Source organism: Variovorax gossypii, assembly GCF_003965815.1.
Lineage (GTDB): Bacteria > Pseudomonadota > Gammaproteobacteria > Burkholderiales > Burkholderiaceae_C > Variovorax > Variovorax gossypii.
The window spans coordinates 61,267-84,634 of record NZ_RXOE01000006.1 but is presented as its reverse complement, the minus strand read 5'-3'; the positions used below and the strand labels follow the sequence as shown (position 1 = coordinate 84,634).

General features: G+C 68.6%; 23 protein-coding genes. 10 read left to right on the top strand and 13 right to left on the bottom strand.

Annotated elements, in window-relative coordinates:
- Positions 1-7: 7 nt before the first annotated feature.
- The 7 genes from EJP69_RS21035 to EJP69_RS21005 form a co-directional block, all read right to left on the bottom strand.
- Positions 8-745 (bottom strand): SDR family oxidoreductase, encoded by a 738-nt coding sequence (locus EJP69_RS21035; protein WP_126472398.1) that lies wholly within the window; start codon positions 743-745, stop codon positions 8-10.
- Positions 742-2,268 carry an FGGY-family carbohydrate kinase gene (locus EJP69_RS21030; protein WP_126472397.1) on the bottom strand — a complete coding sequence of 509 codons (1,527 nt, stop codon included), beginning with the start codon at positions 2,266-2,268 and terminating at the stop codon, positions 742-744. The genes EJP69_RS21035 and EJP69_RS21030 overlap by 4 nt, the downstream gene beginning before the upstream one ends.
- A 23-nt stretch (positions 2,269-2,291) precedes the next feature.
- On the bottom strand, positions 2,292-3,422 hold the full coding sequence (locus tag EJP69_RS21025) for an alcohol dehydrogenase catalytic domain-containing protein (protein ID WP_126472396.1): 1,131 nt from the start codon (positions 3,420-3,422) through the stop codon (positions 2,292-2,294).
- A gap of 156 nt (positions 3,423-3,578) precedes the next feature.
- A complete protein-coding gene (locus EJP69_RS21020) occupies positions 3,579-4,559 on the bottom strand; it encodes an ABC transporter permease (protein ID WP_126472395.1) in 981 nt (326 codons plus the stop codon).
- Entirely contained in the window at positions 4,556-6,064 is a 1,509-nt protein-coding gene (locus tag EJP69_RS21015; protein WP_126472394.1) for a sugar ABC transporter ATP-binding protein, read from the bottom strand. Before EJP69_RS21015 ends, EJP69_RS21020 begins: the two co-directional genes overlap by 4 nt.
- A gap of 25 nt (positions 6,065-6,089) precedes the next feature.
- Entirely contained in the window at positions 6,090-7,019 is a 930-nt protein-coding gene (locus EJP69_RS21010) for an ABC transporter substrate-binding protein (RefSeq protein ID WP_126472393.1), read from the bottom strand.
- A gap of 125 nt (positions 7,020-7,144) precedes the next feature.
- Positions 7,145-8,035 carry a helix-turn-helix domain-containing protein gene (locus tag EJP69_RS21005; protein WP_126472392.1) on the bottom strand — a complete coding sequence of 297 codons (891 nt, stop codon included), beginning with the start codon at positions 8,033-8,035 and terminating at the stop codon, positions 7,145-7,147.
- Positions 8,036-8,291: 256 nt separating this feature from the next.
- Between EJP69_RS21005 and EJP69_RS21000 the strand changes: the two genes are divergently transcribed.
- From EJP69_RS21000 to EJP69_RS20985, 4 genes are all read left to right on the top strand, one after another.
- Positions 8,292-9,536 carry a CaiB/BaiF CoA transferase family protein gene (locus EJP69_RS21000; protein WP_126472391.1) on the top strand — a complete coding sequence of 415 codons (1,245 nt, stop codon included), beginning with the start codon at positions 8,292-8,294 and terminating at the stop codon, positions 9,534-9,536.
- Between the two features lie 70 nt (positions 9,537-9,606).
- Positions 9,607-11,229 (top strand): S8 family peptidase, encoded by a 1,623-nt coding sequence (locus EJP69_RS20995; protein WP_126472390.1) that lies wholly within the window; start codon positions 9,607-9,609, stop codon positions 11,227-11,229.
- Between the two features lie 8 nt (positions 11,230-11,237).
- Positions 11,238-11,477, top strand: a complete 240-nt coding sequence (locus EJP69_RS20990) for a hypothetical protein (RefSeq protein WP_126472389.1) — start codon at positions 11,238-11,240, stop codon at positions 11,475-11,477.
- Positions 11,478-11,541: 64 nt separating this feature from the next.
- A complete protein-coding gene (locus tag EJP69_RS20985) occupies positions 11,542-12,456 on the top strand; it encodes a DNA/RNA non-specific endonuclease (RefSeq protein ID WP_126472388.1) in 915 nt (304 codons plus the stop codon).
- Positions 12,457-12,472: 16 nt separating this feature from the next.
- Here EJP69_RS20985 and EJP69_RS20980 read toward each other — a convergent pair whose 3' ends face one another.
- The 6 genes from EJP69_RS20980 to EJP69_RS20955 all read right to left on the bottom strand — a co-directional run bounded on the left by EJP69_RS20980 (position 12,473) and on the right by EJP69_RS20955 (position 16,517).
- Positions 12,473-12,730, bottom strand: a complete 258-nt coding sequence (locus EJP69_RS20980) for an acyl-CoA-binding protein (protein WP_093301393.1) — start codon at positions 12,728-12,730, stop codon at positions 12,473-12,475.
- A 66-nt stretch (positions 12,731-12,796) separates the two neighbouring features.
- The gene (locus EJP69_RS20975) at positions 12,797-13,639 is read right to left on the bottom strand and encodes a tetratricopeptide repeat protein (RefSeq protein WP_126472387.1); all 843 of its coding nucleotides are present in this window, start codon (positions 13,637-13,639) and stop codon (positions 12,797-12,799) included.
- A 4-nt stretch (positions 13,640-13,643) separates the two neighbouring features.
- Positions 13,644-14,357, bottom strand: coding sequence for a TetR/AcrR family transcriptional regulator (locus tag EJP69_RS20970; protein ID WP_126472386.1), 714 nt, complete (start codon positions 14,355-14,357; stop codon positions 13,644-13,646).
- Positions 14,358-14,481: 124 nt separating this feature from the next.
- The gene (locus EJP69_RS20965; RefSeq protein WP_126472385.1) at positions 14,482-14,958 is read right to left on the bottom strand and encodes a phasin family protein; all 477 of its coding nucleotides are present in this window, start codon (positions 14,956-14,958) and stop codon (positions 14,482-14,484) included.
- Between the two features lie 102 nt (positions 14,959-15,060).
- Complete coding sequence (locus EJP69_RS20960; protein ID WP_093209153.1) at positions 15,061-15,510, bottom strand: acyl-CoA thioesterase; 450 nt, start codon at positions 15,508-15,510, stop codon at positions 15,061-15,063.
- 110 nt (positions 15,511-15,620) lie between these two features.
- Positions 15,621-16,517: a LysR family transcriptional regulator gene (locus EJP69_RS20955; RefSeq protein ID WP_093301396.1), complete on the bottom strand. Its 897-nt coding sequence runs from the start codon at positions 16,515-16,517 to the stop codon at positions 15,621-15,623.
- A gap of 126 nt (positions 16,518-16,643) precedes the next feature.
- Between EJP69_RS20955 and gtdA the strand changes: the two genes are divergently transcribed.
- The 6 genes from gtdA to EJP69_RS20920 all read left to right on the top strand — a co-directional run bounded on the left by gtdA (position 16,644) and on the right by EJP69_RS20920 (position 23,359).
- On the top strand, positions 16,644-17,705 hold the full coding sequence (gene gtdA / locus EJP69_RS20950) for a gentisate 1,2-dioxygenase (protein ID WP_126472384.1): 1,062 nt from the start codon (positions 16,644-16,646) through the stop codon (positions 17,703-17,705).
- A 74-nt stretch (positions 17,706-17,779) separates the two neighbouring features.
- Positions 17,780-18,484 (top strand): fumarylacetoacetate hydrolase family protein, encoded by a 705-nt coding sequence (locus EJP69_RS20945; RefSeq protein ID WP_126472383.1) that lies wholly within the window; start codon positions 17,780-17,782, stop codon positions 18,482-18,484.
- Positions 18,485-18,513: 29 nt separating this feature from the next.
- The gene (locus EJP69_RS20940; RefSeq protein WP_126472382.1) at positions 18,514-19,788 is read left to right on the top strand and encodes a 3-hydroxybenzoate 6-monooxygenase; all 1,275 of its coding nucleotides are present in this window, start codon (positions 18,514-18,516) and stop codon (positions 19,786-19,788) included.
- Positions 19,789-19,847: 59 nt separating this feature from the next.
- On the top strand, positions 19,848-20,825 hold the full coding sequence (locus EJP69_RS20935) for a Bug family tripartite tricarboxylate transporter substrate binding protein (RefSeq protein ID WP_093209142.1): 978 nt from the start codon (positions 19,848-19,850) through the stop codon (positions 20,823-20,825).
- An 85-nt stretch (positions 20,826-20,910) separates the two neighbouring features.
- Positions 20,911-21,888 (top strand): Bug family tripartite tricarboxylate transporter substrate binding protein, encoded by a 978-nt coding sequence (locus tag EJP69_RS20930; protein WP_093209139.1) that lies wholly within the window; start codon positions 20,911-20,913, stop codon positions 21,886-21,888.
- Positions 21,889-22,012: 124 nt separating this feature from the next.
- Positions 22,013-23,359 (top strand): FAD-dependent oxidoreductase, encoded by a 1,347-nt coding sequence (locus EJP69_RS20920; protein WP_126472381.1) that lies wholly within the window; start codon positions 22,013-22,015, stop codon positions 23,357-23,359.
- Positions 23,360-23,368 lie beyond the last annotated feature (9 nt).

Here is a 23,368-nt window from a genome sequence, read left to right as displayed (position 1 = left end):
CCCGGTTTCAGACGACGGTGTAGCCGCCGTCCACCGGCAGCGCCGCGCCGCTGATCATCGACGCGCCGTCGCCCAGCAGGAAGAGGATCGGCGCCACCACTTCCTCCACCTGCGCGAAGCGGCCCAGCGGAATGTTCCTGAGAGCCGCGGCGCTCTTTTCCGGATCGGCCCAGGCCTGCTGCGCCATCGGCGTGAGCGTGATGGTCGGGTTCACGCTGTTCACGCGGATGCCGTGCGGGCCGAACTCCAGGCACAGCGAGCGCGTGACGGCGTCCATCGCGGCCTTCGAGGCGCAGTAGCAAAGATGTGCGTCGAGCGCGACCAGCGAAGCCTGGCTCGACACGTTGACGATGCTGCCGCGCACGCCGGCCGTGATCATCGCCTTGCCGCAGCGCGAGGCCACCAGTGCCGCCGCGCGCGCGTTGACGGCCATCACCGCGTCGAAACTGTCGGCCTGCAGTTCGATGGCGGATTCGAGCAGCGCGATGCCGGCGCAATTCACCACGAGATCGAAGGCGGGCAGGGCAGCCAGCGCACGTTCCAGCGCCGGTGCATCGGCCACGTCGAGCAACAGGGGCGTGCAGCCGGCTTCGGTATGCAGCGCAGCCAGTGCCGCGGCATTGCGCCCGATGGCCGTGACCTGCGCGCCCGCTTGTGCGAGCCGTGCCGCCACCGCGCGGCCGATGCCGCTGCTCGCACCGGTCACGAGGGCGCGGCGTCCGGAGAAGTCGAAGGAGATGGTCATTTCAGCCGCTGCATCGCATCGCGCAGCGCGGGGTAGAGCGATTTGTAGATTTCGAAGCGTTCGCGATAGACGGCCTGCGCGCGGGGCTCGGGCCGCGCGCGCTCCACCAGCGTGACCCAGCCGCGCTCGGCGGTGGCCGCGTCGACCAGCCCGGCGCCGAGCGCCGCGAGCATCGCCGCGCCCAGTGCCGCTTCCACTTCCTGCTCGATGGTGAACACCGGGTAGCCCGTGATGTCCGCGACGATCTGCATCCAGAGATCGGAGTGCGCCGCGCCGCCGACCACGATCAGGCGCTCGTCCAGCGGCTGGCCGCTTCGGTGCCCGGCCTCGATGTTGTGCTGCAGTGCGAAGCTCACGCCTTCGAGCACCGCGCGGTAAAGGTGTGCGCGGCTGTGCGCGAGCGAAAGCCCGATGAACGCGCCCTTGGCCTGCGCGTCCCAGATCGGGCTGCGCTCGCCCATGAGGTAGGGCAGGAACACCAGGCCCTCGGCACCCGGCGGCACGTCGACCGCCTTGCGCTCGATGAGCGCGTGCGCGTCCTCGCCGGTGCGCGCGGCCTCCGCGATCTCGGCCTGGCAGAAGGCCTCGCGGAACCAGGTGACCGCGGCGCCCGCGGTGATAGCGCCGCCGAACACATAGCTGCGGTCCGCGCCGCGGTACACGTGCGGCATGGTGATGAGCTTGTGCCGCGCATCGACCGTGGGGCTCACGAAGCCCCAGCACATGCTGGTGCCGATCATCGCCACGTGGTCGCCGCTGCCGGTGACGCCCGCGCAGAAGGTGGCGACCGCCGCGTCGACCCCGCCCGCCATCAGCGGCATGCCCTCGGCAAGGCCGAGCTTCGCCGCCCATTCGGCACCCAGAGCGCCGACCACGTCGCTCGACTCCACCAGGCGCGGCGGCATCATGCGCGACGGAATGCCGAGCATGCCCATCGCTTCTTCCGACCACTGCCGGCGCGCCGCGTCGTACACGCCGCCGATGTTGCCGGCCGAGCTGTGGTCGACCGCCAGTTCGCCGGTGAGCCGCCAGTTGACGTAGCTGTTGGGCGGCAGGAAGTGGCGCGTCTTCGCCCATACCTCGGGCAGGTGCTCGCGCACCCACAGGATCTTGGTGAAGCCGTAGTAGCTGTCCACGCCGTTGCCGGTGATGGCCTGCAGCCGTGCCACGTCGACATTCGCATTCACCGCGTCGACCTCGGCGGTGGCGCGGCGGTCCATCCAGATCAGGCAGGGGTGCAGCGGGCGCATCTCTTCATCGACCGGAATGCCCGCGCCGCCGTAGAGGCTGCTCACGCACATCGCGGCGATGTCGGAGGGTGCGACGCCGCTGCCGGCCACGCAGGCACGCACGCTCTCGCATACCGCGTCGAACCACACCTCGCAGTCCTGCTGCGCCCACAACGGCTTCGGCGTCTCGGGCTGGTAGGCGACGCTGTGCTGCGAATGCACCTTGCCGTCGATGCCGACGAGCAGGCACTTGGTGCTCTGCGTGCCGATGTCGACGCCGATCACGTATTTCATGGTGTCCTCTGGCTGGTTGTCTCTCAGGATCGGGGCTGCGGCTTCAGCAGCACCTTGATGGAATCCAGCGAGTTTGCCAGCGCGAAGGCGCGCTCCCATTCGGTCAGCGGAAAGTCGTGCGTGACGATGCCCTTCGAGGTGACGAGGCCGCGCGCCAGCAGGTCGATGGCAACGGGGTAGCAGTACGGTCCCAGGTGCGCGCCGCGCACGTCGAGCTCCTTGCGGTCGCCGATGATCGACCAGTCGGCGCTGGTCTCCGAGCCGAACACGCTGAACTCCACGAAGCGGCCGAGCTTGCGGATCATGTCCAGGCCTTGGGTCACGCCCGCGGGCACGCCGGTGGTCTCGATGTACACGTCGCAGCCGTAGCCGCCGGTCAGGCCCTTGACGATGGCGTCGGCGTTCTCGGCCTTAGGGTTGATGACGACGTCGGCGCCGTACTGCTTCGCGAGCGCGAGGCGTTCGGGCACGAGGTCGATCACGATCAGCTTCTTCGGTGTCTTCAGTGCCGCCACCTGCACCATCATCAGCCCCAGCGGCCCGGCACCGGCGATCACCACCACGTCGTCGAGCTGGATCTCGCCGCGGTTCACCGTGTGGATCGCGCACGAGAGCGGCTCGATGATGGCTGCGTCTTCCAGCGGGATGCCGTCGGGAATCCTGTGCACGCGGGCGGTGGGCGGCAGCCGCATGTAGTCGGCCATGCCGCCGTCGGCCACGATGCGCTGGAAGCCGAAGATGTTGTGCACCTCGCACATCCAGTACTTGCCCGAGGTGCAGAAGCGGCACTTGCCGCAGGGCACGATCTGCTCGGCGATCACGCGGTCGCCTTTCTCCACGCCGAAGTGCTCGGCCGCGCCTTCGCCCAGCGCCTCGACGTAGCCGAAGAACTCATGGCCCGGGATCACCGGTGCCTTCACCCACGAGGGCTGCCCGTCGCCGCCCCAGAACATCTTCGCGCCCGAGTGGCACTTGCAGTCGGAGGCGCAGATGCCGCAGGCGGCGATGGAGATCAGCAGCTCGTTGGCGCCGATGACCGGCATGTCGACGGTCTCGAGCCGATAGTCCTTCGGGCCGTGGCAGACCACGGCCTGCATGGAGGCGAGTTGCGAGATGGCACCCGAGGTGCCGGGCTGGAGCTTTTGATAGGACATGGGTTCCTTGTGTTCAGAGAGGTTGTTTCGGGTTTTTCTCCCTCCCCCGTTGGGGGAGGGCAGGGGTGGGGGCAAGCGGCGTGACCATTGGGCACGCCCTGCCTGCCCCCATCCCAGCCTTCCCCCAGCGGGGGAAGGAGCAAGGCGGGAAAGGGCTCAGCGTTTTGCCTCGCGGCTGATGAAGATGGCGAGCAGCACGATGCCGCCCTTGATGATCAGTTGCAGGTACGGCGACACGCCGATCATGTTCAGGCCGTTGTTCAGCACGCCCAGCAGCAGCGCGCCGACCAGCGTGCCCACGATGGCGCCGCGGCCACCCGCGATGGAGGTGCCGCCCATCACCACGGCCGCGATGGCGTCGAGCTCGAAGCCCACGCCCACGCCGGGCTGCCCGCTGGTCACGCGCGAGGCCTGCACGATGCCGGCCACCGCCGCGGTGAAGCCGCTGAGCGCATACACCAGCAGCTTGTAGCGCGACACCCGCACGCCCGACAGCCGCGTGGCTTCCTCGTTGCCGCCGATGGCGTACACGTAGCGGCCGAAGGGCGCCATGTTCAGCAGCACGTAGGCCGCGAGGTAGGTCGCCAGCATGATGAGGATCGGCACCTTGATGCCCGCCAGCACGCCGCCGCCGAGGAAGGCGAAAGAATCGGGCAGCCCGTCGATGGGATAGCCGCCGGTGTAGATCAGCGCGATGCCGCGCGCGATGCCCATGGTGGCCAGCGTCACGATGATGGGCGGCATGCGCAGGTAGGCCACGCAGTAGCCGTTGAACAGGCCGATCACCACGCCCACGCCCAGGCCCAGCGGCACGGCGAGCACCGGCGGCAGCCCGAACTGCACCATCAGCCCCGAGGCCAGCGTGCCCGAGAGCGCCACCACCGCGCCCACCGAAAGATCGATGCCGCCGGTGAGGATCGCGGCCGTCATGCCCACCGCGATGATCGCGTTGATCGACGACTGCAGCGCGATGTTCTGCAGGTTGCTCCACGAGAGGAAGTTGTCGGTCGCCACGATCATGAAGACCGAGATCGCGACCAGGCCCACCAGCGGAAGAAAGGCCGTCGAGCGGCGCAGCCGGGTGAAGAGCCCGCCGGCGGGAACCGGCGGCACGGGATGGGTGGCGGTGGCGTTCATTGCAGGCCCCCTTTGGTTGCGTGGCGCATGATGTCGCCGGAGTTGATGGAGTCGCCCTCGAGCGTGGCCACGATGGAGCCGCCCGAGAACACCGCGACGCGGTCGCACATGCCCACGATCTCGGGCAGCTCGCTGGAGATCATCACGATCGACTTGCCCTGCCGCGTGAGTTCGCGCATGAGCCCGTAGATCTCTGCCTTGGCGCCCACGTCGATGCCGCGCGTGGGCTCGTCGAAGATCAGCACGTCGCAGTCGTGGCCGAGCCAGCGTGCGATCACCACCTTCTGCTGGTTGCCGCCCGATAGCGTGGCCACGCGGGTTTCGATGCCGGGCGCCTTCACGCCCACGCGGCGCGAGAGCTCGGCGGCCGAGCGCTCTTCCGATGCCCTGCTGACCAGTCCCGCGCTGCGGTGCCTGCCGAGGTTGTTCAGCGAGATGTTGAAGCGGATCGTGAAGTCGGTGATGAGCCCTTCCACCTTGCGGCTCTCGGGCAGCAGGCCGATGCCGTGTTCCAGCGCCTGCGTCGGGTTGTCCAGCCGCACGGGCTTGCCGTTGCGCAGCACCGTCTTGCGGTAGGCGCGGTCGGCGCCCATCATGCCCAGCGCCAGTTCGGTGCGGCCCGAGCCGACCAGCCCCGCGAAGCCGAGGATCTCGCCCTCGTGCAGCTCGAAGGCGTTGACAGGCCCGCCCTTGGCGAGCTGGATGTGCGGCACTTCCAGCACCTTGCGCCCGCGCGGCGCGGGCTGCGGCTTCGGCGGAAAGCTGTGCTCGATGCGCCGGCCCACCATCATCTCGACCAGCGCATCGACGTTCGTCTCGCCCACTTCGGCGTGCCCCGCGTTGGCGCCGTCGCGCAGCACGCTGATGCGGTCGCACACCTCGAAGATCTCGTCGAGGTGGTGCGAGATGAAGATCATCGCCACGCCCCTGGCGCGCAGCTCCCGCATGATGTTGAACAGATGCCCGGCCTCGTTCGGCGTGAGCGTGGCGGTCGGCTCGTCGAGCACCAGCAGGCGCGCCTTCAGCGAGAGCGCCTTGCCGATCTCCACGAACTGCTGCTGCGCCACCGAGAGGCGGCAGATGGGCGCGTCGAGGTCGATGTGCACGCCCAGCTCATCGAAGAGCTCGCGCGCCGAGCGCTTCATCGCCGCCCTGTCCATCAGCCCGAAGCGGTTCTTCAGGTAGCGGCCGAGGAAGATGTTCTCCACCGCGTTCAGGTACGGGATGAGGCTGAACTCCTGGAAGATGATGCCGATGCCCGCGGCGATCGCGTCGTTGTAGCCCGCGAACCTGCGCTCGCTGCCCTCGATGAGGATGCGCCCCTCGTCGGCCTGGTGGATGCCGCCGAGGATCTTCATCAGCGTCGACTTGCCCGCGCCGTTCTCGCCGAGCAGCGCGTGCACCTCGCCCTTGCGGATCGAGAGGTCGATGCCCGAGAGCGCCTTCACGCCGGGAAAGCTCTTCGAGACGCCTTCGAGCCGAAGCATTTCGGCGGTGTCTTCCATGGCCTTGAACTCGTCGATGCGAGGGTTACCAGCTGAAGGTCTTCGCGCCCTCGGCGTCGATCAGCTTCACGTCGACAGGTACTGCGGCCGGCACGTTGGCGCCCCACTTCTTCGCCAGCGCGATGCCGATAGCCAGGCGGATCTGGTCGCGCGGGTACTGCGCGGTGGTGGCGATGAACTTCGAGCCCGGCTTCTGCATCGCCTTGATGGCCTCGGGCGCGCCGTCGACGCTGGCGAGCTTCACGTCCTTGCCGCTGGCCTCGATGGCGGCGAGCGCGCCCATGGAGCCGCCGTCGTTCACGCTGAAGATGCCTTTCAGGTCCTTGTTGGCCTGCAGGATGTTCTCGGTCACGGTGAGCGCGGTGGCGCGCTCCTGCTTGCCGTTCTGCGTGCTCACCACCTTGATGCCGGGGTACCTGGCGAGCGCCTCGCGGCAGCCCTTCACGCGCTCGAGGATCGGCACCACCGGGATGCCGTCGAGGATGGCCACGTCGCCCTTCTCGCCGATGTTCTTCGCGAGGTAGTCGCAGGCCAGGCGGCCGGCGTCGGTGTTCTTCGAGCCCACGAAGGAGTCGACCGGACCCTGCGCGTTGGCGTCCACCGCCACCACCACCAGGTTCGCCTTCTTGGCCGAGCGCACGGCCGACTGCACGCCGGTGGAGTCGGTCGGGTTCAGCAGCAGGATGTCGACCTTCTTCTGGATCATGTCCTCCACGTCGCCGATCTGCTTGGCCACGTCGTGGCGCGCGTCGGTGGTGACCACGGTCGCGCCGATGCTGGCGGCGGCTTCCTCCAGCGCCTGCTTCATGGTCACGAAATAGGGGTTGTTGAGCTCCTGGAAGGTCATGCCGATGCGCAGCGGCTGCTTCGCCGCCTGGGCCTGCGCGGCCGAAGTGCCGCAGACCAGCGCGGCGATGCATGCGGTGAGGGCGGTGGCTTTGAGAAGGTTCGTCATGGTGGCTGTCTCCTTGAGGTTGTCTTGCTGTCCGTGGAAGAAACGCTGGCAAAGGGCCGCCCCGCGCGGCGCCTCGATGCGCCGCGCCGGAAACGACGCGGGGGGAACGGTGGTGGCGCCGTGCGCTACGGCGGGCTGGCTGCGCGCGAGGCGGCTGCCTGCATGCGGTGGAACTGGCGGAACTTGGTGGGCGGCATGCGCTTGTGCAGCAGGAACTGCCGGTTGAAGTTCGACACGTTGTTGAAGCCCACGTCCATGCAGACGTCGAGCACGGGCTTCTCGCTGTTGGTGAGCAGCTCGCAGGCGCGGCTGATGCGCAGCCGGTTCACATAGCGCACGAAGGACTGGCCCGTGTGCTTGCGGAACGAGCGCGAGAAGGCACTGGGGCTCTGGCCCACCAGCTCGGCCAGCATCGGCTCGCGCAGGTCGTCGCCCAGGTTGGCGGCGATGTGCGCCAGCACGTTGTTGATCGCGTGCGACATGAAGGCCTTGGGGTCGGGCTTGAAGGCGGGGCTGGCGAGGCGCTGGCGGTCCCGGCCGTCGGCCAGCAGCTCGAGCAGCGACAGCAGCAGCACCACGCGCCGAAGGCCGCGCGCCTCCAGCAGCGATTCCATGATCGGCTTGGCCGTCGCGGCGGTCTCGGCCGAGAACAGCAGACCCGAGCCCGATTCGGCCAGCAGCGGTGCGATGCGCTCGAACTCGGGGAAGGTCGCGGCCATGCCCTGCGCCAGCGAGGCCGGGAACTGGATCACGATGCCGCGCCGTTCAACACTCTGGCCGGCGGGCACGTCGCTGATCCAGTTGTGGGGCAGGTCGGGGCCCATCAGCACCAGGTTGCCGGGCTCGAAGTGGCCGACGTGGTCGCCCACGAAATACACGCCCTGGGTCTCGACGATGAGCTGGATCTCGTACTCGGGATGGAAGTGCCAGCGCACCGTGCGGTACGGGTATCCGTGCGCCCAGCAGGTGAACGATTCGTCACCGCGGACTTCGACGATTTCCAGGTCGGGTTGCATGGGGCGGACTGTACGAACCGCTCCCGACGCCAACAACCAGAGATAGCGCCGGGAATCGATACTTTCTTGACCTTGCGTAAGGCCCCGGAGACCGATGCCGGAGCCCGCATTGCGCCGCAGCAAGACCCTTTCTCCCCGAGGAAGGAGCAGGGCGCGGGCTCCGATTGCTGCACTGCGGCGAACCCGAGGTCGGCGGAGTCAAGAATTCATAGGTGTTTTCCCTTCCCGGCCCGGCGGGGCGGCACACTCGGGCGCCATGACGACGACCACAAGCACAACCTCATCCTCCTCGGCGGGCCCGCTGGCCGGCCTCAAGGTCATCGAGCTGGGACAGCTCATCGCCGGGCCCTTCGCCGCGCGCACGCTGGGCGATTTCGGCGCGGACGTCATCAAGATCGAGCCGCCCGGCGCAGGCGATCCGCTGCGCACCTGGCGGCTGCTGAAGGACGGCACCTCGGTCTGGTGGCAGGTCCAGTCGCGCAACAAGCGCTCGCTGGCGCTGGACCTGCGCGAGGCCGAGGCGCAGGCCGTGGTGCGCAAGCTCGCGGCGGAGGCCGACGTGCTGGTCGAGAACTTCCGGCCCGGCGCGATGGAAGGCTGGGGCCTGGGCCCCGACGAGCTGCTGGCCGCCAACCCCGCGCTCGTGATGCTGCGCATCAGCGGCTACGGCCAGACGGGGCCGTATCGCGACCGACCCGGCTTCGGCGTGGTGGCCGAGGCCATGGGCGGGCTGCGCCATCTCACGGGCGAACCGGGCCGCGTGCCGGTGCGCGTTGGCGTCTCGATAGGCGACACGCTGGCCTCGCTGCACGGCGTGATCGGCGTGCTGATGGCGATGCAGCACCGGCATGCGACGGTGAGCGCGGAATATCCGAAGGGGCGCGGGCAGGTGGTCGACGTGGCGCTCTATGAGGCGGTCTTCAACTGCATGGAAAGCCTGCTGCCCGAGTACGACGCCTTCGGCGCGGTGCGCGAGGCCGCCGGCAGCGCGCTGCCGGGCATCGCGCCGACCAATGCCTACCGCTGCGCGGATGGCGGCTACGCCATCGTCGCGGGCAACGGCGACAGCATCTTCCGCCGGCTCATGGAATGCATCGGCCGGCCTGACCTGGCGGCCGACCCGGCGCTGGCCGGCAACACGGGCCGCGTGGCGCAGGTGGAAATGCTGGACGCCGCCATCGGCGACTGGGCCGCGCAGCGCACCGTGGGCGAGGTGCTGGCGGCGCTCGATGCGGCGCACGTGCCGGCCGGGCGCATCTACACCATCGCCGACATCGCGGCCGACCCGCACTACGCCGCGCGCGGCATGCTGCAACAGGTGCGCATGGCCGACGGCAGCGATCTCGCGGTGCCCGGCTTCGTGCCCAAGCTGTCGCTCACGCCGGCCAGCCACCGGCACGACGCGCCCGCGCTCGGAGAGAACACCGACGCGGTGCTGAAGGAAATCGGATTGAGCGATGAGCAGATCGCGGCGCTGCGCGAGCGTGGGATCGTGGGCTAGCTCCGCGAGGGGCAATCACCGGGGCGTAACGGCCCTCGTGCGATAAACCGGCAACAAGGAGAGAGAGTCCATGGCTGCAGCAGCGAACGAGCGACGCGAGGCGCCGAGGCGCATCCACCACCAGCCCGTGAAGAGCGAGCTGTCGAAGTCGGACGAGCAGAAGCTGGAGCGCCTGCTGCAGGTGCTGCGCCTGCGCCGCATGGCGGTGGAGCCCAAGTTTTCCGACGACGTCATCGTCTGGCCCCCGCGCAGCGCGGCGGCCGGCGGCGCGGAGCTGGCGACGCTGAGCGCGATCAACCTGGGCAATTCGGCGGACGCGATCGGGCAACGGGTGGAGGGCCGCGGCATCCCCCGGATGAAGCTCCTCAAGCAGGTCGAGGGCGTGTCGGTGATGAGCGCCAACTCGGCCGCGCTGCTGGCGATGCGGCGAAACACGCCCGGGCTGCGCATCGCGCCGGCCGCGTGGGCGTATCTCCAGTACATCCGGCCGCTGGGCGACGAGCTGGAAGCCAGCGCGATCCAGGTCGCGGCGGGAACCAAGGTCAAGCGCTTCGAGCTGCGCCTTGCCGATCCGCAAGGCAAGCCCGTGGCGGGCGTGCGGGTCAAGGCGCTCGTGGACTGGGACGGTGCCCACGTGCCGGCGGTGACCGACAAGGAGGGCATCGCGAGCATCGGGATTCCCGTGCTCTATCCGCGCGTCGAAATGATCCTGGTCGAGCCGGAGCACACGCACTGGTCCGTCTTCCTCAAGGGCTTCGACCGGACGGCTGCGCCGAAGCGGCTGGACGTGCGGGCGCTGCCGCTGGCACCAGATTCCTTTCGGCTGCTGGCGCACTACGCGCCCTACGACCCCCAGGCGGGAGCGGGCGTGACGGTGGGCGTGATCGACAGCGGCGTCGGGCCGCATCCGGACATCGCCGTGGCCGGCGGCGGCTGCTTCGTCACCGGCGAGAACCCGGCCGACTTCCTGGACAACGGCATCGGGCACGGCACGCACGTGGCCGGCATCATCGCGGGCCGGATGGCGCAGGGCACCGGCATCCACGGCCTCGCGCCGGCCTGCAGGCTCATGGCCTACCGCGTCTGCCCGAAGAGCGGCGAGCGCGGGCGCGCGAAATCGACCGACATCGCCAGCGCGCTCGACCGCGCCATCGCCGACGGCTGCCACATCGTCAACATCAGCATGGGCAGCCTGGAGCCGATGCCGGAGATGCCCGACATCCTCGAGAAGGCGCGCAATGCCGGCGTGGTGGTGTTCGCGGCCACCGGCAACGACGGCCAGCCGCTGCTGCGTTTTCCCGCCCGCTACAGCCACACCCTGGCCGTGGGCGCGATGGGGCGCGACGGGACGTTTCCGGCGGATTGCCCCGAGAGCTTCCAGGAAAGCGAGATCCGCCGGAAGAAGGAGTTCGTCGCCGAGTTCTCGAACCATGGGCTCTCCACCGATTTCATCGGCCCCGGCGTGGCGGTGCTGTCGACCTTTCCGGGCGGCAGGTACGCGATGATGTCCGGCACCTCGATGGCCACGCCGTACTCCTCGGGCATGGCGGCCCGTCTGTTGTCAGGGAATCCGAAGCTGCTTACCATGCAAAACGGTCCTGAAAAGGCCGACGCCATCGTCAGGATGCTGTCGCAGACGGCGCAAAGGGTGGGTTGGCCGGCCGAGTACGAAGGATTTGGAGTTCTGAAGTGACCAGCGTCGTGTTGACCTACACAGGCAGCCCCGGCAAGAAGTTGTCGGCGAAGGCGCGGCTGCGCCGCCGCGTGCCGGGTGTCGTCCTGACGGCCAAGACCAGCACCCTGCTGGAAGCCCAGGTCGACGAGGAGCAACTGGCCGCGCTCGAGCAGAACCCCGAGTGGGCGGTGTCCCAGCCCACCTTCGCGGAAATCCGCAAGCCTGCCTTCAATCTGAAGAACGCGCGCGCCAAGCTGGCGAAGTGATCGCGCAGCACGCATCCACCGGGGCCGAAGACGGCCCCGGCGTCTTTCTGGAGGGAGCTTTTCCATGTCCGATGCAGACATCCAGGTCGTGAGCGACTCGTGGGCCGGCATCCAGCGCGTCGCGGCGACGCCGAAGCCGCCGGAGTTCTTCGAGGGCCGCCAGGGCTATTCGGCCGGTTTCCTGGGGCGGGACGCGCACGTGGCGCTGCCTTCCATCGGCGAGCCCATCTCCATGGACGACATCGCGAGGCTGGAGGACGGCAGCGTCGAGCTCAGGTACCAGCACTTCAGCACCGTGCAGTGCATGTCCCGGCGCATGCCGCTCTATTCGGCCTGCAACATCGACGGCTCGAAGTCGAAGAACGTCCCGCGCCACGACACCTGGAGCTACGACGGCCGCATCGCCAAGGAGCACCAGATGCTGCGCGAGGCCTACGGCCCCGGGCAGGAAGGAAAGTTCTCCCGCGGCCACATGACGCGCAGGCAGGACCCGAACTGGGGCCCGCTGGCGACGGCCCGCAAGGCCAACATCGACACCTTCTTCGCCACCAACGCCTGCCCGCAATGGCAGCCGTTCAACGAGGGGCTGTGGGGCGACCTGGAAGACTACGTGCTCGGCAACGCGCAGGGCGACGACAAGCGCATCAGCGTCTTCACCGGCCCGATCCTGCGGCCGGACGACCCCGAGAGATTCAGCATACGGATACCGCGCGATTTCTGGAAAGTGGTCGCCTTCGTCAGCGAAGCGACCGGCGAACTCGCCGCCATCGCCTACCTGATGAGCCAGGGCAGGTACCTGGATTCAGGCGTGGCGCGCGACCTCGAGGACTTCGGCACCTCGCAGCGGCCGCTGGCGTTCATCGAGGCGGAAACGGGGCTCGGCTTCGAGAGCCTCGCGGGACGCGACGTGCTCGACGGCGCGGACCTCGCGTTCGCCCAGCCCATCCGGCGCTTCACGGACACGAAGCTGCCGGCCTGAGCCGAGGGGCTGTCTGTCAGCCGCGCAGCGATTCGATCAGGTCGATGTACTTCTGCTTGGCCTCGTCGGCGCTCGCGCCCTTCTGGGCCGTCCACGCGTCCCACTTGGCGCGCGCGACCACGTCGCTGAAGCTGGGCTTCTTGGCGGTGTTGTCGCCTTCGGTGGCCTGCTTGAACAGGGCGTAGATCTTCAGCAGCGTCGGGTTGTCGGGGCGCTCGGCGAGCAGCTTGGAGTTGGCCTGGGCGGCTTCGAACTGGGCGTTGAGATCGGACATGGCGTTCAGGGTGATGAAAAGCGGAAAGCACGCATCTTAAATCGTGCGGTACATGGCGGTACCAAGTCAGTCTCTCAACCCCGCCCGCGCCAGTTCCACATCCAGCCGTTCCCGCGCATCCGCGGGCTTGAGTTCCGCCGCCTTTTCATAGAGCCGCGTCGCCTCGCCCATGCGCGATTCGCCATGCAGCATCAGTTGCGCGCGGGCGTATTCCATCATTCCGGCGGCCGAGTGGGGGTGCAGCTCGAGCCCGCGCTCGAACAGCTCGATCGAAGTCTCCGAGCGCACGCCGTAGGTCATGCGTCCGACCAGCGCCCCCACCTTGTCGATCACTTCGGCGTGGAAGGAGGCCAGGGCGAGGTGCGCGTCCGCGTGCCGCGGCTGCAGCTCGATCACGCGCTCCAGCGCGCCCTTGAGCTTGCTGCCCAGGCCCTGCGCCAGCGCGCGCGCCACGCTGATGCCCTGGCTGTACCGGCCCAGCGCATACGACTGCCAGTAGAGCGCCTGGCAGTTGTCGGGCTCGGCGGCCGCCTGCGCGCCCGCGCGCTCGATCACCTGGCGGAACATCGCGAGCCGTATCGATTCGCGCGGCTCGAGGTAGTTGGCGTAGATCGCCGTCGCCTGGTTGGCCAGCGCCATTCCTTCGGCGCCCTGCTGCAGCCCGATGGCGGCGGCGCGTTCGAACTCGCCGCTGTGGTACAGCGCCCAGCCTTCGGCGAGCGCCGAGCCCTCGGCAGGCAGCGGCAGTTCGTGGCCGGCATGCAGGCGCGGCCAGTGGGGCAGCACGCTGCGCGCGTCGTAGCGGGGAGAGTCGGCCCAGGGAAGGGGGGTCCAGTGTTCGGTGTCGGCATTGGCGTTGGGTGCACCGGCCGACATCAGCGAGAGCGGTTTGAAATCGTGGTGGGGCATGGTTCTAGACCGCCATATCGACAGGGGAAGCCGCGGCGCCGGCACTGCTGCTGTTGCCGGGGTCTTCGCCGTTGTAGGCATTGCCGAGCGCCAGCAGATGCCTTCTCTGTTCGCGCCCCAGGTAGGGCGCCAGCAGGTGCAGCGCATGGAGGCCGCCGCGCATCAGCGCGCCCTGCGCATGCTCGGGCTCCAGCGCCTCGCGCGGGTTGCGCACGTATTCGTAGCTGAGCCAGTAGGTCAGCACCACGACCATGCTCTGCGCGAGCGTGTCGACCTCGTGCACGTCGATCTCCAGGTGGCCCGCGCGGCTCAGCCCGGCGATCAGCTGGCGGATGGCGCGCGCCTTGTTCTTCAGCACGAGCTGGAACTGCGTCTCCAGCCGGCGGTTCTTGCTGAGCAGGTCGTTGAGGTCGCGGTACAGGAAGCGGTAGCGCCAGATCAGCTCGAACAGGCTGTGCATGAAGAACCACGCGTCCTCCACGTCGTGCACGCCCTCGCTGGCGTGCAGCAGTTCGTCGAGCTCGGCCTCGTAGGCCTCGTAGAGCTTGTTGATCAGCTCTTCCTTGGCCGGGTAGTGGTAGTACAGGTTGCCAGGGCTGATGTTGAGCTCGCTGGCCACGAGCGTGGTCGAGACGTTCGGTTCCCCGAAGCGGTTGAACAGATCCAATGCGGCTTCGAGGATGCGTTGCGCTGTTCGGCGTGGCGCCTTCTTTGCCATGCTGGTGCCCCCGGTTGTCTCGTGGTCTCTTGGGAGCACTCTAGCGTATGTGCACCGCACCATGAACGGTGCGGGACATGTTTTGCGGCGCTGGTTTCTTGTGCAGCGCCGCAATGCGGGCCGCTCAGCTGGCCTTGCTGCGGCGCAGGGTCTTCTTGGCCGCGGGGGCTGTCGTCTTGCGCGCCGCGGTCTTGCGGGGCGCTGCGGTCTGCTGCGACTTCTTCAGCTGGGCCTCGAGCGCCTCGACGCGCGCCTGCAGCGCGGCCATGTCGGCGGCGCTCGGCGCGCCGAGCTTCTCGAGCGCGCGCGCCACGCGCTCCTCGAAGATGTTCTCCAGCTTGCCCCACTGGCCGGCGGCCTTGGTGCCGAACTCGCTGGCGAAGCCGGCCATGCGCTGCTGGGCCTGGGCCAGGGTTTCCTCGGCGGCCTGCTGGGTCTTCTTCTGCATGCCCGCGCCGTCCTTGACCAGCGCCTCGAAGGCCTTGCTGCCTTCCTGCTGCATCTTGGCGAAGGCACCGAGGCCGGCAAGCCAGATCTGCTGGGCGGAATCCTTGATGCGGTCGGCGGCCTTGCCGTTGCTGTCGTCGTCCTGGGTAGCCATGCGATTTCTTCCTTTGCTTGCAAACAATCGCCTGACTCTAGCCGCCCGGCGCGCTCTTCATTAGAGCTTCGCGTCTACGGGGTCATGCCGTGAAGCGCGGTATCAGGGCGTGCCGCCGGCCGCGCGGCTCGCGTCCAGGTGCGCCTTGGCGCGCTCGGCCAGCGCCATTTCGCCGGGGGTGCCGGGCACGTAGGCCTCGACCGGCAGCGGCCGGCCGTGCGAGTCGACCGAGACGAACACGATCAGGCACTCGGTGGTCTTCTCCATCGCGCCGCCCTTCATGTCGCCGCTGCGCACCTCGACCGAGATGTTCATGCTGGTGTTGCCGGTGTAGGCGAGGCGGGCCTCCACCTCGACGAGGTCGCCGATCATGATCGGCCGGTGGAAGCGGATGCTGCCGATGAAGGCGGTGACGCAGTAGCGCTTGGCCCAGCTGGTGGCGCAGGCGTAGCCCGCTTCGTCGATCCACTTCATGACGGTGCCGCCGTGGACCTTGCCGCCGAAGTTGACGGTGCTGGGTTCGGCAAGAAAGCGCAGGGTGATCGAGGACATGGGAGGCCGCCTTTGGTGAATATGGCTGTGACTATGAAGTGGGGAGCCGCGATTATGCGAGCGGGCACCCGCTTCCGGACGCCGCCCGTCGTCCGGGCGCATACGCCCGGCTAGCTGCCGCTGAACAGCTGCGCCATGGTGCGCCGCAGCCAGGCGTTGCCCGGGTCGGCGTGGAAGCGCTCGTGCCAGTGCTGCTTCACCGCGTAGTCCTGCAGCGCGAAGGGCGGCTCCAGCAGCTTCACCGGCTCCTGCGTGGCCAGCACCTTGCCCAGGATGCGCGGCACCACCACGAGCAGCTCGGTCTGCGCCACGATGCGCGCCACGCTCAGGAAGCTCGACAGCCGCACAACCACGTTGCGCTTCAGCCCCAGCCGCGCGAGCGTGGTGTCGACGATGGCGTGCCCCGTGCCCGAGGTCGACACCACCGCGTGCGCCTCGGCCTCGAAGCGCTTGCGCGTGAGCTTCGTGCCGATGCGCGGATGGTTCTTCGCCGCCAGGCAGACGAAGTTCTGCATGAAGAGCGTCTGCTGGTAGAAGCCCGCGTCCAGCTGCGGCATGAAGCCCACGGCGAGGTCGACCTCGCCGTCCTGCAGCCGCCGGCCGCTGATCGTGGAGATGATCTCCGTCTCGATGTGCACCCCGGGCGCCGACCGCCGCAGGTGGTCGAGCAGGCCGGGCAGCAGCACCACTTCGCTGATGTCGGTCATGCAGATGCGGAAGCGCCGCTGCGCCTGCGCGGGATCGAAGCTGCTGCGGTTGCCCTGGGCCTGCGCCAGCTGGGCCAGCGCCTCGCGCAGGTTCGGGTAGATGCGCTCGGCGTGCGGCGTGGGCTGCATGCCCTGCGCGGTGCGGGTGAAGAGGCGGTCGTCGAAGTGGGCGCGCAGCTTGTTGAGCGCGGTGCTGGCCGCCGCCTGCGCCATGCCCAGCCGCTCGGCCGCCTTCGAGACGTTGCCGGTCTTGTAGACCTCGTCGAACACGGCGAGCCATTCGAGATCGAGCTTCGACATGCGGGACTCCTGCTTGCTTACGGCAAAAGACACCATTATCGAAATTTCGAATTCCGTGTATTGGCTGTCGGTCTTGAGGAAATAGTGGTGCGGGCCAACAATGCCGCCAACGGAGACACCCGCCCCATGAAACCCGCCCCCTCGAATGCGGCCGAGCGCCGCGACTACTACGACCGCATCCGCCCGCTGCACCTCACGCCGCTGTGGGAGTCGCTGCACGCACTCGTGCCGCGCGAGCCGCAGACGCCCTGCGTGCCCGCCCTGTGGCGCTACGACGAGATCCGCCCGCTGCTGATGCAGTCGGCCGATCTCATCACCGCCGAGGAGGCCGTGCGCCGCGTGCTGGTGCTGGAGAACCCGGCGCTGCCCGGCAATTCGTCGATCACGCAGTCGCTCTACGCGGGCCTGCAGCTCATCATGCCGGGCGAGGTCGCGCCTTCGCACCGCCATGTGCAGTCGGCGCTGCGCTTCATCGTCGACGGCAAGGGCGCCTACACCACGGTGGGCGGCGAGCGCACCACCATGTACCCGGGCGACTTCATCATCACGCCCTCGTGGGCCTGGCACGACCATGGCAACGAGGGCATCGGCGGCAGCGTGGAGCCGGTGGTGTGGCTCGACGGCCTCGACATCCCGATGCTGCGCTTCTTCGACGCCGGCTTCGCCGAGAACGACGACTCCAAGGTGCAGCACGTCTCGCGCCCCGAGGGCAACAGCCTCGCGCGCTTCGGCCACAACATGGTGCCGGTGCGGCACGACCACGTATCGGCCACCTCGCCGATCTTCAACTACCCCTATGCGCGCAGCCGCGAGGCGCTGGCGCAACTGCAGAAGCAGGAAGTGCCCGACGCCTGGCTGGGCCACAAGCTGCGCTACATCAACCCGCTGACGGGCGGCTCGCCGATGCCGACCATCTCGACCAACCTGCAACTGCTTCCCAAGGGCTTCGCGGGCAAGACGCACCGCGCCACCGACGGCGCCGTGTACAGCGTGGTCGAAGGCCACGGCACGGCCGAGATCGCCGGCCAGCGCTTCGCGTTCGGCCCGCGCGACACCTTCGTCGTGCCCTCGTGGGCGCCGCTGAAGCTGTCGTCGCCGGGCGAAGACGCCGTGCTCTTCAGCTTCTCCGACCGCCCCGTGCAGCAGGCCATGGGCATCCTGCGCGAAGCCTTCCTCGAAGACGCCTGAAGCCCGGGCGATCGTTCTTTCTTGCCGTTTCTTTCTTCTTGACCGTGTGCCGCCCCGAGCGGCAGGAGCCTCCCATGTCCTTCGTCTTCACGCCTCCTTCCATCGTCGGCCTGCCCATCGTGGGCTCCGACCAGCAGTTCCCCGTGCGCCGCGTCTATTGCGTCGGCCGCAACTACGCCGCGCATGCGCGCGAGATGGGCTTCGACCCCGACCGCGAGCCGCCTTTCTTCTTCTGCAAGCCGAACGACGACGCCTCCGTGGTGCCCGTGTTCGACGGCAAGGGCGCGTCCATTCCCTACCCGCCGCTCACCGGCAACTACCACTACGAGGCCGAGCTGGTGGTCGCCATCGGCAAGGGCGGCGCCAACATCCCGGTCGAGCAGGCCGCCAGCCACATCCACAGCTACGCCGTGGGCCTGGACATGACCCGCCGCGACCTGCAGATGAAGATGCGCGAGCAGGGCCGCCCGTGGGAAATCGGCAAGGCCTTCGATTTCTCCGCGCCCATCGCGCCGCTGCGCACGCTGGCCGACGTGGGCGAGATCAACGCCGGCGCCATCGTGCTCGAAGTGGACGGCGAAGTGCGCCAGAAGAGCGACATCACGCACCTGATCTGGTCGGTGAACGAAGTCATCGCCAACCTCTCGACGCTCTTCACGCTGCAGCCCGGCGACCTGATCTTCACCGGCACGCCCGAGGGCGTGGGCGCGGTGAAGCCGGGCCAGACCATCAAGGTGAGCATCGAGCGCCTGCCTTCGCTGACCGTCCGAATCGACTGACTGAATCCTCCGGAAAGCGCGGGCCCGCCATGACTCCATCGAAGAACCCTCCCACCGTGCTGCTGGTCGGCGGCGGCATCGGCGGCATGGCCGCCGCGCTGGCGCTCGCGCGCCTGGGCGTTTCCATCGACCTGCTCGAGCAGAGCGCCACCATCGGCGAGATCGGCGCCGGCCTGCAGCTCGGCCCCAATGCCTTCGCCGCGCTCGACGCGCTGGGCGTGGGCGAGGCAGTGCGCCGGGGCTCGGTGTTCACCGACCGGCTGGTGATGATGGACGCCGTCGACTGCGGCGAAGTGGCCTCGGTGCCGGTCGGCGAGGCCTTCCGCGCGCGCTTCAAAAATCCGTATGCGGTGAGCCATCGCGCAGACCTGCACGGTGCGATCCACGAGGCGGTGAAGCAGCATCCGCTGATCCGCTTCCACACCTCGGCGCAGGTCGAGTCCATCGACCTGGGTGGGCAGGGCGCACACGCGGTGACGGCTGTCACCCGCGACGGCCGCAGCTTCAAGGCCGACGCCATCGTGGGATGCGACGGCGTGAAGTCGGTGGTGCGCGGCAAGCTCATCGGCGATGCGCCGCGCGTGTCGGGCCATGTGGTGTATCGCGCAGTGGTGCCCGCGGCCGACATGCCGGCCGACCTGCGCTGGAACGCACCCGTGGTCTGGGCCGGCCCCAACTGCCACCTGGTGCACTACCCGCTGCGCCACGGAGAGCAATACAACCTGGTCGTCACCTTCCACAGCCGCGAGAAGGAAGAGTGGGGCGTGACCGACGGCAGCAAGGAAGAGGTGCTCTCGTACTTCGAGGGCGTGCATGCGCGCCCCCGCCAGCTGCTCGATCGCCCGACCTCGTGGCGCCGCTGGAGCACCGCCGACCGCGATCCGGTCGAGCGCTGGAGCGAAGGCGCTGCCACGCTGCTGGGCGACGCGGCGCATCCCATGATGCAGTACCTCGCGCAGGGCGCGTGCATGGCGCTCGAGGACGCCGTGACGCTCGGCGAGGCCGTGAAGGCCTGCGGCTTCGACATGCCCGCCGCCTTCAAGCTCTACGAGGCGGCGCGCGTCGCCCGTACGGCGCGCGTGGTGCTGTCGGTGCGCGAGATGGGGCGGCTCTATCACGCCAAGGGCGTGGAACGCCTCGTGCGCAACAGCCTCTGGCCGGGCCGCACGCCCGAGCGCTTCTACGATGCGGTCGAATGGCTCTATGCCTGGCGGCCCGAGCGCTGCCTGGACGACGCGCCCGAGTCGCTGCGTCCTTCGGGCGCGGCCGTCGCCGAAGCCGTTGCGGCGCTCTCGCCGCACTGAAGCAGTTTTCTTTCAGCAATTCATAACCATCGAGGCCGAAGGCCCAGGAGACAAGAGACATGAACTTTTCGCGCGCGCTGCTGACGGGCTTCCTGGCCCTGACGGCCACTGCCGGGGCACTGGCCCAGGCTTCCGACTACCCGAGCAAGCCCGTGACCCTGGTCACGCCCTTCGCCGCCGGCAGCGGCCCCGACGCGGTGCTGCGCCTCGTCTCCGACAAGCTCTCGCGCCTGTGGAACCAGCGCGTGCTCGTCGACAACCGGCCCGGCGGCGGCGGCTTCATCGCCATCGACCAGGCACGCCGCGCCGCGCCCGACGGCTACACGCTGCTGCAGCTCGACAGCGAGCACATCGCCGCGCTGCCGCACCTGTACAAGTCGCGCAACTTCGTGACGCTGCAGCACTTCGACCCGGTGGCATCGCTCTTTCGCACGCCCTTCTTCGTGGCCGTGGCCACCGAGTCGAAGTGGAAGAACATGGGCGACCTGATCGCCGCCGCCAAGGCCAACCCCGACGGCATCGTCTACGGCTCGTGGGGCGTGGGAAGCCCGGGCCACCTGGGCGCGCAGCAGCTTGAGGCACTCACCGGCATCCGCATGCGCCACGCGCCGTATCGCGAGGTGTCGCAGCTCTACTCCAACGTGGGCACCGGCGAGGTGCCGTGGGCCTTCGCGAGCATCCCGTCGAGCCAGGGCATCTACAAGGCCGGCAAGCTGCGCTACATCGCGGTCGCGGCGAGCAAGCGCATCCCGCAGATGCCCGACGTGCCGACCATGGCCGAGGCGGGCGGACCCGCATCGCTGGAGGTGAATTCCTTCGTGTCGCTGCTCGCGCCCAAGGGCGTGCCGGCGGCCATCAAGGCGAAGATCAATGCCGACGTGGCCAAGGTCATCGCCGATCCCGAGATCCGCGCCCGCTTCGACACCTTCGCCTTCGAGCCGCTCGCATGGTCGCCCGAGGAAATCGAGCGCAATGCCGAGGCCAAGTCGAAGGTGTACGGCGAGCTGGTGCGCAGGGGCAACATCAGCCTCGAATAGCGGAGGGCTCGGCTTGCCCGGTGTCTTCTCAGGCAGTTAAGCTGGCCCTCTCAGGTTTTTGACAACTTTTTCACACTTTCCCTTCATGCACGCCACCAAGAGAGCCCTTTTGATCGCCTGCGGCCTGGCCGCCGCTGCCGCGCTGCCCCTGAGCGCCAGCGCACAGAACGCCGCCTGGCCGACCAAGCCCATCCGCCTGCTGGTGGGCTTCCCCGGCGGCTCCACGCCCGACATCGCCGCTCGCACCATCGCCGAGCCGCTGTCGAAGGCGCTGGGCCAGCCGATCGTGGTCGACAACAAGGCCGGCGCCTCGGGCAACATCGCGGCCGACCAGGTGGCCAAGGCCAACGACGACCACACGCTGGGCCTCGTCATCAACGGCAACCTCACGTCGTCGAAGATGCTGTATCCCAAGCTGCCGTACGACCCGGTCAAGGACTTCACGTATCTCTCGCTGATCGCGACCGCCCCGCTGGTGCTGGTGGCGCAGAACAACCTGCCCTCGGGCACCGCCTTCTTCGACGAAGGCCGCAAGGCCGGCGACAAGTGGAACTACGGCTCGGTGGGCATCGGCTCGGTCGGCCACCTGGGCATGGAACTGCTCAAGACCCGCGTGCCCGGCTTCAAGCCCGAGCACGTGCCCTACCAGGGCAACCCGCAGGTCATCACCGCGATGCTGGGCGACCAGGTGCAGATGGGCCTGATCCCGCCGGGCGTGGCCATGCCGCAGATCAAGGCCGGCAAGCTCAAGGCCATCGGCCTCACGGGCGGCCGCAGCGCGCTGGTGCCCGAGATCCCGCCGCTGTCCGACGCCGGCGTGAAGGACTTCAACCTCGAGGTGTGGGTGGCGCTGCTGGGCCCGGCCAACCTGTCGAAGGTGGCGCAGGCGCGCATCAGCCGCGAACTCGAAGCCGTGATGAAGAACCCCGACGTGCGCCGCAAGCTCTTCGAGCAGGGCTGGCAGGCCGTGGGCACCTCGCCGGACGGCATGCGTACGCGCGTGAACGAGGAGGCCGCCATCATGACCAAGATCATTTCCGCCCGCGGCATCAAGTTGCAGTGAGCACACCCCCAGGCTTCGCGCACTTCGTGTCGCTTCGCCAACCCCCTTGCAGGGGGCAACACCGACGGACCGGCAAAGCCGGATCCGTGGTGTTTCCCGAACAGACATCCATGGATCTATTTGAATGACTTCCACATTGCATGAACCGGCGCGCACGCTGCCGGTGTTCGGCGAGTACGACGTGGTGGTGGTCGGCGGCGGCCCCGCCGGCATTGCGGCCGCGGTGAGCGCCGCGCGCCATGGCGCCAACACGCTGCTGGTGGAGCGCTACGGTTTTCTCGGCGGCATGGGTACGGCCGGCGGCGTCACCAATTTCGCGGGCCTGTACGGCAAGCGCAAAGGCGAGATGACGCAGCTGGTGCGCGGCGTGGTCGACGAACTCATCGACCGCATCGCCGCGCTCAACGGCATGAACCAGCCGCAGAACGGCATGGGCGGGCGCATCTGCGTGCGCTCCTACGACACCTCGGCCTACAAGCTCGCCGCCGACCAGCTGCTCGGCGAAGCGGGCGTGAAGCTGCTGTTCCACGCGCTTGCGGCCGCCGTCGTGCTCGACGGCAAGCGCATCGCAGCACTGGTGGTCGAGACCAAGTCGGGCCGCCAGGCCATTCGCGCCAACGCCTTCATCGACGCCAGCGGCGATGCCGACGTGGCCGCCTTCGCGGGCGTGCCCTTCGAGGTGGGCGACGGCCACGGCAGCGGACTCTTCCCGACCACCATGTTCCGCATCGGCCAGGTCGACGCGCCGGCTGCGCTGGAGGCGGTGGGAGAGTTCAAGGCCATCAACGACTTCATGGCTCGCGCCGAGCAGCAGAAGCCGGGCGTCTACAAGTTCCCGCGCGAGGGTGCGATCCTGCGGCCCAACAAGGACCCGCGCGAGTGGCGCGCCAACGTCACGCAGATCCGCAATTCGCAGGGCCGGGCGATGAACGGCGTCGACGCGCGCGAGCTCACCGAGGGCGAGCTCGAGGGCCGCCGCCAGATCACGGAGTACTTCAGGTTCCTGAAGGCCGAGGTGCCGGGCTTCGCGCAGTCGGCCATCGTGGAGATCGCGCCGCAGGTCGGCATCCGCGAGACGCGGCGCATCCAGGGCCTGTACGCGCTCGGGCGCGAGGACATCCTGGGCTCGGCGAAGTTCGACGACAACATCGGCCTGAACGCCTGGCCCATGGAAATGCACGCCGACGGCCGCATCGAGTGGGCCTTCCCGCGCGACGAAGCCAACGCCTACAACCACCTGCCGTGGCGCATGCTGGTGCCGCAGGCGCTCGACAACCTGCTGGTGGCCGGGCGCTGCGCGTCGATGACGCACGAGGGCCAGTCGGCCGCGCGCGCGAGCGGCGGCTGCTTCGTCATGGGGCAGGCCGCGGGCACGGCGGCGGCGTCGCTGGGCGGCGGCAGCTTCGCGAAGGTGGACGTTCCGGCGCTGCAGGAAAAGCTGCTCGCCGACGGCGTCGACCTCGACCGCTGAGCGCGGCGG

What these genes read in the sequence shown, in the direction of transcription:
- EJP69_RS20960 (WP_093209153.1), bottom strand. Translation starts at nt 15,510, where the DNA reads ATGTCCTCGATCACCCTGCGCTTTCTTGCCGAACCCAGCACCGTCAAC.
- EJP69_RS21030 (WP_126472397.1), bottom strand. Translation starts at nt 2,268, where the DNA reads ATGAAATACGTGATCGGCGTCGACATCGGCACGCAGAGCACCAAGTGC.
- EJP69_RS20985 (WP_126472388.1), top strand. Translation starts at nt 11,542, where the DNA reads ATGTCCGATGCAGACATCCAGGTCGTGAGCGACTCGTGGGCCGGCATC.
- EJP69_RS20935 (WP_093209142.1), top strand. Translation starts at nt 19,848, where the DNA reads ATGAACTTTTCGCGCGCGCTGCTGACGGGCTTCCTGGCCCTGACGGCC.
- EJP69_RS20930 (WP_093209139.1), top strand. Translation starts at nt 20,911, where the DNA reads ATGCACGCCACCAAGAGAGCCCTTTTGATCGCCTGCGGCCTGGCCGCC.
- EJP69_RS20920 (WP_126472381.1), top strand. Translation starts at nt 22,013, where the DNA reads ATGACTTCCACATTGCATGAACCGGCGCGCACGCTGCCGGTGTTCGGC.
- EJP69_RS20970 (WP_126472386.1), bottom strand. Translation starts at nt 14,357, where the DNA reads ATGGCAAAGAAGGCGCCACGCCGAACAGCGCAACGCATCCTCGAAGCC.
- EJP69_RS20945 (WP_126472383.1), top strand. Translation starts at nt 17,780, where the DNA reads ATGTCCTTCGTCTTCACGCCTCCTTCCATCGTCGGCCTGCCCATCGTG.
- gtdA (WP_126472384.1), top strand. Translation starts at nt 16,644, where the DNA reads ATGAAACCCGCCCCCTCGAATGCGGCCGAGCGCCGCGACTACTACGAC.
- EJP69_RS21035 (WP_126472398.1), bottom strand. Translation starts at nt 745, where the DNA reads ATGACCATCTCCTTCGACTTCTCCGGACGCCGCGCCCTCGTGACCGGT.
- EJP69_RS21015 (WP_126472394.1), bottom strand. Translation starts at nt 6,064, where the DNA reads ATGGAAGACACCGCCGAAATGCTTCGGCTCGAAGGCGTCTCGAAGAGC.
- EJP69_RS20980 (WP_093301393.1), bottom strand. Translation starts at nt 12,730, where the DNA reads ATGTCCGATCTCAACGCCCAGTTCGAAGCCGCCCAGGCCAACTCCAAG.
- EJP69_RS21005 (WP_126472392.1), bottom strand. Translation starts at nt 8,035, where the DNA reads ATGCAACCCGACCTGGAAATCGTCGAAGTCCGCGGTGACGAATCGTTC.
- EJP69_RS21020 (WP_126472395.1), bottom strand. Translation starts at nt 4,559, where the DNA reads ATGAACGCCACCGCCACCCATCCCGTGCCGCCGGTTCCCGCCGGCGGG.
- EJP69_RS21010 (WP_126472393.1), bottom strand. Translation starts at nt 7,019, where the DNA reads ATGACGAACCTTCTCAAAGCCACCGCCCTCACCGCATGCATCGCCGCG.
- EJP69_RS20940 (WP_126472382.1), top strand. Translation starts at nt 18,514, where the DNA reads ATGACTCCATCGAAGAACCCTCCCACCGTGCTGCTGGTCGGCGGCGGC.
- EJP69_RS21000 (WP_126472391.1), top strand. Translation starts at nt 8,292, where the DNA reads ATGACGACGACCACAAGCACAACCTCATCCTCCTCGGCGGGCCCGCTG.
- EJP69_RS20955 (WP_093301396.1), bottom strand. Translation starts at nt 16,517, where the DNA reads ATGTCGAAGCTCGATCTCGAATGGCTCGCCGTGTTCGACGAGGTCTAC.
- EJP69_RS20965 (WP_126472385.1), bottom strand. Translation starts at nt 14,958, where the DNA reads ATGGCTACCCAGGACGACGACAGCAACGGCAAGGCCGCCGACCGCATC.
- EJP69_RS21025 (WP_126472396.1), bottom strand. Translation starts at nt 3,422, where the DNA reads ATGTCCTATCAAAAGCTCCAGCCCGGCACCTCGGGTGCCATCTCGCAA.
- EJP69_RS20975 (WP_126472387.1), bottom strand. Translation starts at nt 13,639, where the DNA reads ATGCCCCACCACGATTTCAAACCGCTCTCGCTGATGTCGGCCGGTGCA.
- EJP69_RS20995 (WP_126472390.1), top strand. Translation starts at nt 9,607, where the DNA reads ATGGCTGCAGCAGCGAACGAGCGACGCGAGGCGCCGAGGCGCATCCAC.